Below are 14933 nucleotides of genomic sequence, written 5' to 3' on the forward strand. Positions count from 1 at the left end.
ATGAAAATTATTATGCTCATAGGGACTCTATGTTTTATGTTTTCTTGTACCACACATAGAAAGCCAATCAAGATCACGGGTTATCCTAAACTCCAACAAGAAACAACTATCAAGCGTAAAGCGATTGACCCAAAATTTTTCTCTCCATATAAGACAGAAAGAAATCTAGTAGAAATAGGAGATGCGCTGGAAATTTCGATCTTCGGACAAAGTAACACACTTAGCACTGTGACGGTCGCTCCCGATGGTAAGGTTTATTACCTCTTCGGAGTCACGGTTCAAGGAGAAGGATTGTATGTTGAAGAAATTTCTGAACAAATTAAAAGCAAGGTTTTAAAGTTATTCAATAATCCCGAGGTTTCAGTTCTCCCAGTAAAAAGTACTAGTAGTAGCTTCTCAATTATAGGTAAAGTGAAGTCGCCAGGGCAGTATAATTTATTGAGTTCACTTACTTTAAGACAAGCGGTCACTCAGGCAGGAGGCTTGATGGACGGCGTTTTTCGAGGCACGACCATTCAAGTCGCGTCGCTTAAAAAATCATTTATTATCCGTGAGGGAGAGGCAATCCCCGTAGATTTCCATGCCCTTATTGAAAAAGGTGATGCGAGCCAAAATATATACGTTCATCCAGGTGATTATATTTATATTGCTTCGGGGCTATCTCAAGAAGTCTACATCTTAGGTGCAGTGAATGCGGCTTACCCAGCGGCTTACAACGACGAAATGACAATCATAAGTCTACTTTCTGAAAGTGGTCGTGGCTTGAATAAAGACGCTTATTTAAAACAGGTTTTGATTATTCGTGGCGACCTTCAAGATCCTGAAGTTTATGAGGTAAACCTTGAGGCCATTTTATCGGGAGAAGAACATGATCTTTACCTTCAGCCAGGCGATATCATTTTTGTTCCTGAGAAGCCTTACAAATTCCTTGCGGAACTCACACGCTTGGCCTGCAATGTATTCGCCTCATCATTTGGCCGACGCTTGGGACGTGATTTTTCTGAAGATGTACTTGGTTTGGAGGATGATAGATGAGGCAGTTTTTATTAATAATTTTCAGCTTAGTATTTGTGAGCCTTGCAGCAGAAACAAATACAGAAAAAGTTGAGGCTACTAGTCAGCAACAAGAAGAAATCGCAGGCGAGCAAAAGGCTCAGAAGTCAGAACCAAAGAATCCAAAAGAAGCGGCTCAAACTCAAGAGTATGTCCTTGGCAATGGCGACACCATCAAAGTAAGTATTTACGGTAACTTTCAGGCGGAGAGAAACCTAATCATTGACTCTCGTGGTTACATTTCATTCTTGTTGACTGGACCAGTGAAAGCAAGTGGGAAAACCATCATGCAACTTCGTGAAGAAATTCAAGCCATCATTCAGAAAAAAAGGAAACACATCATTGTTAGCGTTGTGCCCCTTTCCTTTAATAGCCAAAGTTACACAATCGGCGGACAGATTAAATTTCCTGGTAAAAAAGTTTTAAATGGTAATGTGTCCATCTTAGAAGCGATCGCCAATGCAGGTGGATTCAAGAGTGGTGAGTTTCGTAACTCTACAGTAGATTTAGCCGATCTCGAACACGCCTTTCTGATGCGCGATGGTGCACAACTTACAGTGGATTTTAATGCGCTCGTTTTAAAAGGAAAAACAGAGTTTGATTTAACACTCAAAAATGGTGATTACCTCCATATCCCCAGCGCGCTATCGAAGAAAATTTATACATTGGGCGAGGTGAACTACCCAAGGCAGATTATGTACCTTAATAGCCTGACACTTATCCAAGCCATTACTGAGTCAAGAGGGATTAAAGAATATGCCTCTCCCAATGTGGTGGTTATTCGCGGCTCTTTAAGTAAACCCGAAAAATTAGTTTTTAATATAAACGATATTTTACATGGAGATAGCCCCGATGTGCTGCTTAAGCCCGGTGATATCGTTTATGTCCCAGAAGATTCAACTGCAGATCTAGAACGTTTAGCGAAGGTCGCAATCCGAGCCTTTGTCCAAACGGTCGCCTCATCTGCAGCAGCTAATACAATCGATGATAATTATTAATAAAAACTGGAGTAAATAAAATGAAAATATTATTAGGCGGAGTTCCTTTTGGTAGAAACAACATTGGTGATGAAGCAATCCTAGAAGGTATTGTGACAATGGTACGCGAAATTAAACCTGAGGCAGAGATATGCGTAAGCACAGATGACGGAGTTGAAACTCAGAAGCTTTTGAAGGTAAAGACATGCCCTCTCTTTGGTTTTAGTCACGTCAACTATGACCGCCAAAAAGCACAGGATACGATCAAGGATCATGACCTATTTATTTGGAGTGGTGCTACGGGTCTTTCCGATTATCCTGATGATGCCATGGAAATTTTGAGTATGTGCAAAAACGCCAATACACCTTATGTCGTTTTTGGAACGGGAATGAATTCTGAGCTTAACCCCGCAAAATTCACACTGCAGCCAGGAAGAAAGAAAAATCTCTTATCAAACTTAAGTAAACTTACCGCCCATACACTCGATTTTACCGGCCTCTATGAAAATCACCAAGTTAAGAAAATGCATAGCAAAATGCATAGCATGCTCGCAGGCGCCGAGCTGATTGCACTGCGTAATCAGGATAGCTGCAATAACTTAAGCCGTACATGCCCAGGATTAAATATTGCTCGTGGTGCAGACCTAGCTTTACAATTGAGCTCTTCTCAAGGTGCTTTAAGTAGACTTGATGAAACAAGTCGCTTTTTACTTGGTCAAAAACGCAAAAAAATTGCGGTTTGCATCTCCGCTCAACGCTGTGTCAATAATCTCTTAGACCTAGCAAAAAAAATGGATAGCTGGATAGAAAAATTCTCTGCCAACATCTTTTTTATTCCTATGAACCCAATAAGTGATGCTGAATTAATGACTCAGATTAAAGGTCTGATGAATCACAAAGAAAATTGCACTGTGGTAAAGGGATGTAATCAAGCTTCAGAAGTGGTGACTTTGGCCGCTGAAATGGATACAATTATTAGTAGCCGTCTGCATTTACTCATCCTCGGGTCCATTAACCATGTGCCTCTCATAGGCATCAGTCGCGGAAGTAAAGTTGACACTTTTCTAGAACGTTACGATTTGCGCTCATGTGGATCCGTGGAACATGTAGATCTTAATTTGATGGAAGAACAATTAAAAACCTTCTTGAAAAATAAGGCCGATTTTGGGCTTAAAAGTCAAAAAGTTCGTGCAAATATGACCAAAGATTTAAAACTGGCATTGGATATGCTTCACTCTGTTATTGAACTAACAGAGGAGAAACTCCATGCCCGCTCAGCTTGATAGCGTATACCATATTGCCCGACGATTTGTCTTAGACAAATGGGGAGGGACTGAAGCCGTCGTTTATAATTATTGTTCGCAAATGATGAAGAATGGCATCAGTAACCATATTTACACCACGGATATTTTTTGCGATAAAAAAGAAGAGGATTTAGATGGTGTAAAAGTCCATCGTTTTTCCTATATTTTTCCTTGGTTATTTCTAAGCCGTGAAGCCAAAGAAAAATTAAAACTCAAGGGAGGAAGCCCACTCTCTTTACCAATGTTCTTCAGATTACTATTGGGAAAGCGTCCTTCAGTTATTCACACACATGTTCAGCACCGTTTAGGAGGAATAGCTAGGACAGTGGCAAAGTTCAAAAAGATCCCATATGTCGTGAGTTTACATGGAAATTACCTGACGCTTCCAAAATCAGAAGCCACAAAAATGATGAGCCCCTTTGAAGGTAAATTAGAATGGGGCAAGGCTTTTGGTTGGCTTCTGGGCTCTAGAAAAACGGTGTCAGGCGCGGATGCGGTAATTTGCGTTGATCGCAATGAATACCTCAAACTAAAAGAACTTTACCCAAAGAATAAAATTGTCTATTTTCCCAATGGTGTTGAACTCGATAAGTTCGCTAACAAGACGGCCGATGCCTTTAGAAATAAATTTGGTATTGCGGATGACGAAAAATATATCCTCTGCTTATCCAGAATTGATTTTCAAAAAAATCAGCGACTCTTGGTGAAATCTTTCGCGAAGTATAGTCAGACTCATCCCAATTATAAATTAGTGATTGCGGGTCCTATAACAGTCGAAGATTACCACGAAGAAATTTTGCAGGACATCCAAAACTACGATTTAGAAGACAAGGTCATAATTATACCTGGCTTTGAACCTCAAGATACGATGATTGCAGAAGCTTATGCGGGAGCAGATTTTTTTGTATTGCCCTCGCAGCACGAGCCTTTTGGTATTGTGATACTCGAGGCTTGGGCGGCGGGAACACCTGTCATCGCGTCACGCCTCCCGGGCATTCAAGCTTTTAGTCATGACCAGCAGGATATTCTTCATTTCACTGCGAATGATCAAGAAGACCTCTTAGAAAAAATGTGTCAGCTCGATGACGAAAAACTTAAATCTCAACTAAAGACTCAGGCTTCCATTGAAGTAAAAAAATACAGTTGGCAGGCCCTAGTTCAAAACCTGCAAAATCTTTATTGTGAACTCATAGAAAAAAAAGGAGATGTAAAATGAATGTAGCCCTATCATCATTTGTCCTACAAGGCGGACGCAGCGGAGTGGCCAGATACATTATCGACTTAGTAAAAGCTATGGGTGATGTCAAACAAGTTGAAACACTTAAAATGCTTTTGCCCGAAAACGATAGTCACTTAATTGCGAAAAACGACCATTTGAAATTCAATATTTCTACATCGCTCTTTTCGAATCCAGTCTTAAGTATTTTATGGCATAATAGTTATTTGCCCTTATCAGGAGTCTTAAAGAATATTGATTTATTGCACGTTCCGAGTTATCGCAGAATTCCCTATGTGAAAAAGTGTCCACTCATTGCCACAGTTCACGATCTAGCCACATTTAATATTGATGGCAAATACGATAAAATGAGAATGTTTTACAATAGGAAAATCGTCCCATCTTTAATCAAACGCTGTGATAGAATTATTACTGTGAGTGAGTTTTCCAAAAAAGATATTGTGAAATTCATCGGTTATGATGAAGATAAGATTGATGTGATTTACTCGGGGATCAATCAAAATTTATTTTATCCACGCATCAAAGAATATGCAAAGCAACAAGTAAAAGAAGAGTTTGGCATAGATTCTCCTTTCTTGTGTTATGTTTCCAGAATTGAACCCAAAGGGAAAAACCATTTTCGTTTACTCGAAGCTTTTGAGAAATTTAAAAAGCTTCACCCCAGCGACTATAAGCTTCTCTTAGTTGGATCAGACTGGAATGGGGCAGCGGAATTTTATCAACGCGTTGATGAATCACCAGTGAAAGACGATGTGGTTTTTACAGGATTTACCGCGAGCGCAATGCTCCCAGTTATCTACTCGGCAGCAGAGCTTTGTGTTTATCCATCTTTATTTGAGGGTTTTGGTTTCCCAGTGATAGAGGCCATGGCTTGCGGCGCCCCTGTGATTTGTTCGAACACGAGCTCCTTGCTCGAGATCTCTGAAGGTAGAACTCCAAATTTTGATCCTTACAGCGTTGAAGATATTTACTCATGTATCACCAAAACTCTTGAGAGTTCTCATTATCTCCAAGATATTGAGAAGAATTTTGATTATGCTAATAGTTTTTGCTGGGATCGCACAGCGAAAAATGTGTACGCATCATATGAAAAATGTCTTGCGGGACTATAAGGAGAAATCGATGACTGAGAGTATTAAATATCGCCTTAAGTTTTATCTAAACTTTGTCCAAGTCTTCTGTGATCTTTTTCGCCAAGTTCTTTATGATTGGAGTCGTTTCAGAAAATTTTCCTCCTACGCGATTTCTATCTTTTATTTAAAATCTAATGGGAGGGTGAAAACGAGTTATCAATTGTTGGCTCTTATCCAAGCCGATGCACACAAGGTGGAAAAAGCACTCGCCATTACAAAACCGCGACCAGGTTTTGGTGTGGCGGTAGTGAAAAGACTTATTGCTAATGTTGAAGAATACTATCAGCGCTTTGGCTTCAATTCACGTCTAGATATTGCTTATTGCGTCATGCAAAAATATGTCGATTTCAACGTAAAAAATGATAGTTTGGATAAAGATTTAGAAAACTTACTAGAGGATTTGGGGAATACTGTTTTTGAATTTAAAAATTCAAAAAACGAAGCTGCAGGTGTGATCCATTATACTAAAGAAGAATATTTATTTAAAACAAAAATGGACTTGGAAGATTTTTTTATGGGGCGATATTCCATGCGTCAATTCTCCGAGCAAGCCTTAAATCTTAAAGATCTTCAAAAAGCGATTTATCTTGCCTCAAAAACACCAAGCGTTTGTAATCGTCAATGTTATCATGCCTTTATTGCTCAAGGAAAAGAGAAAGCGAGCAGTGTTTTATCCTACCAGTTAGGGAATAGAGGTTTTGGCGATCAGGTTGACTCAGTCATTACGGTTACAGCGGACTTGTCATGTTTCTTTTCTTCATCGGAGAGAAATCAAGCTTGGATTGATGGTGGTCTCTATGCAATGAGTGTAATTTATGCCTTGCATTCACTTGGGATTGCAAGTTGTCCCTTAAATTGGAGCGTCAACCCAAAACGAGATTTAGCTCTGAAAAATGCAAGTGGCATTCCTCATTCTCATTCAATCATAATGATGATTGCCTGTGGTAATCTCAAAGACGAATTTTCCGTTGCTCAATCAAAGAGAAAACCCATGGATGAACTCTGTACCATTATGGATAAACCTCTAAGCCAGTGTGGATTATAATTTGAATGGAGAGTGGTTTTGTGTCGCTTTATGACGCAAATTAATAGATAATTATAAAGCTGACTAAATATTGAGTATGATGATGCTTATGAAGCCAAAAAGGCATATATTACTGCAATTATAGATTCAGATAATAATTCCAGTCAGTCCAAGTAGCACATTTTGATTCTAATTTTGTATTCAATTTATGTATGCTTTCTTCAAACTCTTCATTATCTGTAGTATCGGAAGATATATCTATATACCATTTATAATATTTGCCCTCGATATCGTCCCCACCATAATTTTTTAAAATTTCCACTTTCAAATTATCAGTATTAAAATCTGTAGAATAATTAAAAAAATTAAATCGAGTTTTTATATTCAAAAATTCTTTAATAGTTTGACATAATCGACGTTCAGATATTTTATCGCAAAAGATTACAGCTGTTTTCATATGATCCTCCTCAAGATACTTCAGTTTTAAAAATAGTTTTTGTTAAACATTGCAAGAAATTAATATGTTCAAGAGCTATGATTTCTATAGTGTTTGTAGTCTTATATGATTCTAAAGTTATAAGTGTATTATTTGATCTATATGATTTTACCTTCCCAAAAATAGAAAAAAGAAATGGCTTAACAGCATGTGTTTTCGACAACTCTAGACTCATTTGAGCATTAACTTTGGAAAAAGTAATTTTTAATGACTTGTAGCTATCTTTCACTATTTGTGTAAGATTACCTTGAAAGTAATCCGAGACATTCATGCTAGCTTTCATAAAAACTGTTTCCATTGTTAACCTCTTAAATACGATTCCATATTAATAAACTATTGTTTTACGAGCTCAGTAGCAAGAATCAAAGGAGTTCATTTAGAGCTCAGTTGTTTATAAATGGTCAATCTGTAAAAAGTGAAGTTTAGAATCAGAATCTTGAAAAACACTTAATTTGAGTGGGAGTGGGGAGTCCTCTAAGTCATTCATTAGAGCTATGCAAGAAAAATTAAATTTAGTTCCCTCGTTCATGTACTCTAAATCATGACCAAGAGGAAGATACTTAACATAATGAGTATCTTTAATGAATTGAAGAAAAACTTTGTTAGAAAGTTGACAGAATTCTTTTGTTAATTTTTTCCAAGAGTGGAACGGTGATATTTGTAAAATTTTAATTTTCCCGGGAACATTTTCAGACAGTTCAATCAAGAAAAATCTTATTTTACTTTTTATATAGCGATAGCATCGGAATTTCTTAATTTTATTACACTTGGTGTTAATGCTCTCAGAAAGCGGGGTGTAGTTTTGACCAGTACTTTTTTTAATTTGTTTTTTAAATAGATCGGCTCTGTGAGAGTTAATCGTTGAGAATGATGTCCAATTGCAGCGGGGATCTACTATAGTGGATTGGTTTGCTATCGTACTCATATTTGAAGACTCCTAATATTTTGGAAGAGTTAAAAAAATAATAGTTTTTTATTTAAAACCCAAATTTATTAATGGTTAAGTTAGAGGTCAGATACAATTCCTTTTAGTTCGTGGAATAGAACTGTATGTTTTTCATGTTAAAAAATATCACCTAAAGTTGTAGGTGTTGTTTAAATAAAAAGATGAAATGATTTCAATACTATATTATTATTAGAGTCTATGAGCTAAAGGACTTTGTAATGTTATTGAAAAGAAAGGGGGGTATTACGGTTCTACTGAGTTGAGAAGTGGCTAATGAGGGGATAGATATCAGAATCTTTACAGCCTGGTATAATATTGCGATATGCAGACTAAGTGGGTAATAAGTTGCATGGTTAAGATCTTAAATAAACTAGTATTTAGACTTGTTCCTCAAGCTGATATAGTAAAATACTATGCTTGAATATAGATCAGATGGGAGGGTGATTAGATGCCCCAGCTACCTTCCCAGCGCTTTTTTGATTTTTCTAAAAAAATATTCCATTCATTCTCAGACCTGGATAGTGGGTAGGGAGAGGGTGCTATGGGTTGTTCAGAAGACCATTGGACATGGAATTCTCCATCATTTCCAACTTGAGCTATGTGTGTGTGTCTCCATATATGTTGATTTTTTTCATCGACATAGGCTATGCCACCAGGTCCGTAATAGGTTAAACCTTTAATGGCTTCAGTTATTTTTTCAGGAGAAAAAGTTTTGCATTTTTGAACAGCTTTAGCCCAAAGTTTAACTCCCACATAAGCCGACTCCATGTACCCACTAATGCGTTCATTTTTACCATATTTCGATTTAAATTTTTGTATAAAGTCATTATTGCTATAGTTATCATTATTTTGGAAATAACTAAATATACTATAAAGCCCTTGGCAATGGGTAATAGGAATATGATCAATATCTCTATCTGACAAAACTAAGGAAACTAGATTTATTCTACCATCCTTATTGATGCCCGATTCATGGAATGTTTTTAGAAAAGCTTTGTTACTTTCTATTGAGGCTAATGTTAATATAATTACAGAAGGATTAGCTTGTTTAATACCTTCAATGATATCTTCAAAATCACTTGAACCAATAGGACGATAATCTTCGCCAACTATCTTTCCATCATATTCGTGTACAGCGTCTTTGAGTATTTCATTTGTAACCACTGGATAGACATAATCTGAACCAACAAAATAAAAAGAATCTGCATTAGTTGTATTCATAAGCCAATCAATAATGGGTAAGGCTTGGAGATTGGACGTGGGACCTGTGTAGATGATGTTTTTAGATGACTCTAGGCCTTCGTAATGATAAGGGTATACAAGTAGGCTATTTCTTTTCTCGACAACAGTTTTTACCTGTTTTCTGGTGGATGATGTAGAGCATCCAAAAATACTTGTAATGTGATGATCATTGATAATTTTTTCTGCTTGCTCACGGAATATGTATTCATCTGATTGGCCATCATAAATTTCGTATTCAATACTGTGATCTAGTAGTCCTCCATTTTTATTTATTTCTTCAAAGGCTATTATGCAAGATTTGATCACGCCTTCTTCGTGTTCTTTGAGAGGGCCTGTAACAGAATGTAACAAAGCTATCTTATGTTGCTTCTTTAGTTGGCAATCTGTACTCGGCTGGTGGGGAGAATCTAAGTTTTGAATACTAGTCTTGAATACGCTGGATGTTTGGTATTGAAGTTTAGTATGTGTATTATTGAGTGAGAATGTACATTTTTTTATGTAATTTTGATATTTTTTTATATTATTTACTACCTCAGCACTCTCATTGCCGGTAAGGAGTTTTTTGGCGGCTTCTAAATGTTCTTCAGACAGCTCGAGTCGCTGATTAACCGCATATATTTCTGTGAGTTCGAGTCGAATTTCTAATTTATCTTGCTTGTTTTCAGCTTCTTGTAAAGCTTTTTCTAAATATTGAGTCGCTTTGGCGGGAAGATCAAGAACCTTCAATAAAACCCCTTTTAAATAATACAGAGAATAAAGGTTTTTCTTTCCTGGGAGGGATAAGGCAACATCAACTTGATTTAGGGCTTCACAATAATCGTGTTTTTCATATAGATTTTTAGCAAAATCATTAATTGCACTCAAGGCTTCTTCCACTTGGTGTGCCTTGCGTAAATGGAAAGTGAATTTTAGTTGATCTTTGTCTTTATAAAAAGTTGAGGCTAGTTCATGTAGTTCTTTTTTTAACTCTTCAGTAATATGCTGATAAATACCTTGTCTTATTAAGTCGTGATTAAATATAAAGTGCTTGTCTTTGACTTGTTGAAGAAAATTACAATTGACTAATTCCTGTGGCGTATAGCCTCTAATTTTAAAAATTTCCGCCACTTCTTCTAGTTCAAATTCATGGCCTAAAATGGCCGCGCTACTTAAAAATGTGACTCCATCTTTACTAAGGCGATTCAATTCTTGTTTAATAAGAGAGTTCAAAGATTGTGGGATATTACTCTCGTTATAAATGGTTTTCATATCTATTAAAGATTGAAAGAACAATGGGTTCCCATTGGATAATTTAATATATTTTTCATAGACCTTTTTTGGGAACTTTTTATCTGCGCCAATCATGGATCTGAGTTCATCATCATTTAAAGGTGATAGATTGAATAACTCTAGAGGCGTATTAAGTACGGAGTTGTTCCATATTTCATAAATTGGATTATTTATCAAGCGACTCGATAGTATAATGACAAGGGGCCAATTTCTAGCTTCATGGGTTAAGCTTTGTATAGTAGTGATAATATCTGTAGAGGCCCAGTGGATATCTTCTAAAATAAGGCATATCGGTGACTGTGTATTTCGAATAAGAACAAATAAGAGTTCTAACTCATAACTCTTCCTTTCGTGATAATTAATAGTTTTAAGAATACTTGCACTCTCATCAAAAAGAGCCAATAAAGCTCTTTTGTGTTCGTAACTTAGGTTCTCTTCTTGAGCAAAGCATTTGAGGCATTCGGCATTATTACTGTCACTTTTATGAGAATGACATCTGCTGTGCTGTGTGACTGTCTTCAGTCTGTGATGGATGAATTGTCGAATTAAGTCTTGGAGAATTGTTTTTCTATTTGTTACGTTATCATAAATAGGAAGGCGAAAATTTAAAAAGTTAGCATTTTGTGCATAATCAGTTAAATTATTTATAAAACTGGATTTCCCAATCCCTGCTTCTCCCTGGATGTAGATAACGCTACCTTTCTTTTCGTTATTCACTCGGGCAAGTGTCGTGCAGGCGCGGTGCAATTGTTCGCTGCGAGATAAAGGATTTTTATGGTGACTTTGTTCAGAGGGTGGACTTTCTTTTATTTGTAAGTCATCAAGACTAACCTTAAGAATACTCGCAATATCTTGGGCGGTACGAAAATAAATTTTATTGCTAGATTCGGCTCTTTTTAAAGTAGAAATTGAAAGGTAACAGCCCATTTGCTGACTTTTTGATGAAAACATCTCGCGGCTCAAGCATTGCTGAGCTCTTAACTCTTTTATTTTCTGACCATCAAGTCGAATTCTACCATTCAATTCCATAAGTAGTTGTCACTATCGCTTTTTATTATTTTTAGGTTGGTGATTTGTAGCAAAGAGCCGAGTACTTGCTTTCGTTATCATAAACTATACATATGCGTCTTTTATTTGAGTACTAGAATTTAGGTGGGGTAAGTGTTGTTTTTAGCTGTTTTTTAATATTTCTATTTCAATGCTCAGTTTGATATGTAGTTTCTTTTTTTAATAATTAGCCCTAATTAAAGGATCATAATATTTGTCTGTTAACAAAAACTATTTCAGTTTGGAATAATACTCAGTGAATGGCGTGGTTTTTGATATTCTAAGCCACCCAGAAGTGCAACAATTATCATTTTTTCTTAACATTATATTATCGAATAGATTTTTATAATGAACCCAAAATTGTTTTTGATTACCTTCGTTAACTTCAATTAGTAAAACATTTTCGGTTTCAAAATCATATGAAGCCATAACGCTAAAAGTATCATGCTCAGCTTCTGCGCCATAAAATGACTTTTGGTCAATATTAAAGAGTAATATATCATTGGATTGACTATATGATTTTAAGTGTGATTGAAATAACTTTAGTGTTTGTGAATAATCAATGGTTTTACTTTCATGATATTGTGAGACTAAAAGATTAATAGATTCATGAATATCATTAAAGGAAATCTCTTTATAACTTTTAATTTCTGTACTTAGATTTTTCTGTACAAATTCATTATTTTCTACAACAAGGGATTCAATATTGTAATTTACTATTCTTCCCCGTTTTTCATTATCGCTTATTTCGTTTGTTAAAATCTGAATTTTGTCTCTTTGGGTGTCGTTAGAGTCATATTTAATTAAAGTAAATTGACTATTGTCAGTACTTTCCAAATTGTATGTCTCTATATTATCTGGTTCTTGCTCTTGAATATCATAAGCGTTTAAATTGACGACGTGATCATATTTGTTTAGGGCTAATTTACTAGCTGTTTCATTGATACCACAACTAGTTAAAAACACATTTAAGATTATACCTATAATTACATATTTCATGTTTACCTCCATATCCTTTCTTGCTTTATTTTTCCAATTTTTACTTTCCTAAGTGATTGGTTTATATAAAAAGCTATAAGTCGACAGAGTATGACACAATCATATGATGGGGTCATTTAGAGGTCAGTTTTTAAAATTGGGAATTACATCGAGCAGATATTGTTGTTCTGGAAAGGCGGGTTTGATATAAGTCAAATAAGCATTGAAACACAGTAAGCTTATAAACTAATAAGGTCACAGATTAGGCTGTGACCTTAATGAGTTTCTCAGTGTTTCAATTTTTTTAGTTTACCTAAAAAGAGATTAACTGACCCCTTTCTTCTGATCTTTATTTACCTTGAGAGGGATGCTTTGATTGCTTCGCCCATAATCATCATCATAACGAACGATATCATCTTCTTCAAGGTAATTACCACTCTGAACTTCAATGAGCTCCAAGGGGATTTTACCGGGATTCTCGAGACGATGCAGTGTGCCGATGGGGATATAAGTGGACTGGTTTTCACTGAGTAAAATATTTTCCTCACCATTGGTGACGAGCGCAGAGCCTTTCACGATGACCCAATGTTCAGCTCGGTGAAAGTGCTTTTGTAAAGAAAGTTTTGCACCGGGTTTAACTGTAATATGCTTGACTTTAAAGCCAAAATCTTGATCGATGTTACAATAAGAACCCCAAGGACGATTAACAGTTTGATGCGTTCGTGCTTCAGGTCGTTTGAGCGCTTCTAATTGCGTGACAATTTGCTTGACGTTCTCACTTTCGTCTTTGTGAGCAATCAGTAAAGCATCGTCGTTATTGACAATAATGAGGTCTTTGACACCTACAGTGGCACAGAGTTTTTTGTTTGAGCGGATATAGTTATTTTGACTATTTTGCAGGAGTACATCTCCTATGCAGCTATTGCCGTCCTCGTCGGTCTCACTAATTTTTGCTAATTCTTTCCAAGTACCGACATCCGACCAGGCAGTATTTAAAGCTAACATTTTGATGCGTTTGGATTGTTCCATTATCGCATAATCAATTGATTCACTGGAACAGTTTTCGAAAGCTGCTGTATCCGGAGCAATAAAGCTGCCTTCCACATGTTTAAGTTCATAAGAATCACATACATTTTGATGCATAGCGGGACGGAATTTACGCAACTCAGAAAGCAAGACATCCGCTCGGGCTAAAAACATCCCAGAATTCTAAAAGTAATTTGGCCTATTTAAGTATTCTTCAGCTTTGCTAAGGCAGGGTTTTTCTACAAAGCAATCAACGGTTTTTATGGTGTTGTCAGTCTCTTCACATCGGATATAGCCATATCCAGTAGCAGGGTGTGTGGGTGTGATCCCAAAAGTAATGATAGCACCTTCTTCAGCTGATTGACGAGCCGCTTCTACAGTTTCACAAAATTTATTGTCATCCTGAATTTTATGGTCGGAAGCTAAAACCAATAATAAGGCTTCCGGGTCCGATGCTTGGACTTCCAGCGCGGCGAGAGCGATAGCAGGAGCGGTGTTGCGGGCACTGGGCTCTAAGATGATTTTAGGAGATTCAACATTTATCTGTCTCAATTGCTCTGCAATTAGGTAGCGATGGTCTTTATTGCCAACAACGATGAGGTCTCCCGGCTTATTAATATTCTTGACTCTACTTACCGTTTCTTGTAAAAGGCTTTCGTCCCCACAAAGTGGCAAAAATTGCTTGGGATATGTGGCGCGGGACATGGGCCATAAGCGCGAGCCACAACCACCTGACATAATGACAATATTTAAATTCTTCATACGAATCTCCTCGTTTAAATTTTTATAAAATTCATTCTTGTTTAAGCCAGTTTAGGACAATCATAATGATTGCAGTGACTGAGCTCGTTTATTATGTATTAACTCCTTTGTTGATTTACACAAAGGAAGTTTATTGAAAACAAGAGGCCAGTTTTCATTGTGTATACATAAATAACTTATAATAAAAATCTTAAGGGAATATATGAGGATTTTTCAAAGTTCATTTTTAGGTGAGTTCACATAAACCACACAGTTTATTTACGCTTCTAAATAGTCCACGCATAAAGTCGTCAGATCGCTGCGCTTGCAGATCGTTCGCTACGCTCACTGCAGATCGGCCTTCGGCCTGCAGGTTTTGCTGGGAGCGCAGGAATCCTTCCTGCTATTAAAAAGTGGGTAGAAATTAGAACGCGCTTCGCGCTGAAAGATCGCTGCGCGC

Annotated in this window: 13 protein-coding genes; 6 read left to right on the forward strand and 7 right to left on the reverse strand. The window is 36.7% G+C overall.

The genetic code is table 11. The features are described 5' to 3' along the window. From LNTAR_RS07365 to LNTAR_RS26565, 6 genes are read left to right on the forward strand one after another with little or no spacing between them, the layout of a single operon-like run. Positions 1–1035, forward strand: a complete 1035-nt coding sequence (locus LNTAR_RS07365; RefSeq protein ID WP_040914463.1) for a polysaccharide biosynthesis/export family protein — start codon at positions 1–3, stop codon at positions 1033–1035. Beyond that, complete coding sequence (locus LNTAR_RS07370) at positions 1032–2051, forward strand: polysaccharide biosynthesis/export family protein (protein WP_007278040.1); 1020 nt, start codon at positions 1032–1034, stop codon at positions 2049–2051. Before LNTAR_RS07365 ends, LNTAR_RS07370 begins: the two co-directional genes overlap by 4 nt. Positions 2052–2071: 20 nt before the next feature. After that, complete coding sequence (locus LNTAR_RS07375; protein WP_007278041.1) at positions 2072–3313, forward strand: polysaccharide pyruvyl transferase family protein; 1242 nt, start codon at positions 2072–2074, stop codon at positions 3311–3313. Then, entirely contained in the window at positions 3297–4550 is a 1254-nt protein-coding gene (locus tag LNTAR_RS07380; protein ID WP_007278042.1) for a glycosyltransferase family 4 protein, read from the forward strand. The genes LNTAR_RS07375 and LNTAR_RS07380 overlap by 17 nt, the downstream gene beginning before the upstream one ends. Next, complete coding sequence (locus LNTAR_RS07385) at positions 4547–5683, forward strand: glycosyltransferase family 4 protein (protein WP_007278043.1); 1137 nt, start codon at positions 4547–4549, stop codon at positions 5681–5683. Before LNTAR_RS07380 ends, LNTAR_RS07385 begins: the two co-directional genes overlap by 4 nt. A 10-nt stretch (positions 5684–5693) precedes the next feature. Then, a complete protein-coding gene (locus tag LNTAR_RS26565; RefSeq protein WP_007278044.1) occupies positions 5694–6749 on the forward strand; it encodes a nitroreductase family protein in 1056 nt (351 codons plus the stop codon). A 118-nt stretch (positions 6750–6867) separates the two neighbouring features. On the opposite strand, the gene LNTAR_RS07395 is transcribed toward LNTAR_RS26565, so the two are convergent. From LNTAR_RS07395 to LNTAR_RS27705, 7 genes are all read right to left on the reverse strand, one after another. Next, a complete protein-coding gene (locus tag LNTAR_RS07395; RefSeq protein ID WP_007278045.1) occupies positions 6868–7185 on the reverse strand; it encodes a hypothetical protein in 318 nt (105 codons plus the stop codon). A gap of 10 nt (positions 7186–7195) precedes the next feature. Further along, positions 7196–7522, reverse strand: a complete 327-nt coding sequence (locus tag LNTAR_RS07400) for a hypothetical protein (protein ID WP_007278046.1) — start codon at positions 7520–7522, stop codon at positions 7196–7198. A gap of 93 nt (positions 7523–7615) precedes the next feature. Further along, complete coding sequence (locus LNTAR_RS07405; protein WP_007278047.1) at positions 7616–8149, reverse strand: hypothetical protein; 534 nt, start codon at positions 8147–8149, stop codon at positions 7616–7618. A gap of 465 nt (positions 8150–8614) precedes the next feature. Continuing rightward, a complete protein-coding gene (locus LNTAR_RS25350) occupies positions 8615–11632 on the reverse strand; it encodes a transporter substrate-binding protein (RefSeq protein WP_162026370.1) in 3018 nt (1005 codons plus the stop codon). Positions 11633–11959: 327 nt separating this feature from the next. Further along, positions 11960–12727 (reverse strand): phytochelatin synthase family protein, encoded by a 768-nt coding sequence (locus LNTAR_RS07415; protein ID WP_007278049.1) that lies wholly within the window; start codon positions 12725–12727, stop codon positions 11960–11962. 303 nt (positions 12728–13030) lie between these two features. After that, positions 13031–13906 carry a cupin domain-containing protein gene (locus tag LNTAR_RS27700; protein WP_007278050.1) on the reverse strand — a complete coding sequence of 292 codons (876 nt, stop codon included), beginning with the start codon at positions 13904–13906 and terminating at the stop codon, positions 13031–13033. A gap of 9 nt (positions 13907–13915) precedes the next feature. Beyond that, positions 13916–14494 carry a mannose-1-phosphate guanylyltransferase gene (locus tag LNTAR_RS27705; RefSeq protein WP_007278051.1) on the reverse strand — a complete coding sequence of 193 codons (579 nt, stop codon included), beginning with the start codon at positions 14492–14494 and terminating at the stop codon, positions 13916–13918. Positions 14495–14933 lie beyond the last annotated feature (439 nt).

Origin of the sequence: Lentisphaera araneosa HTCC2155, assembly GCF_000170755.1 — a bacterium.
Classification (GTDB): Bacteria; Verrucomicrobiota; Lentisphaeria; order Lentisphaerales; family Lentisphaeraceae; genus Lentisphaera; species Lentisphaera araneosa.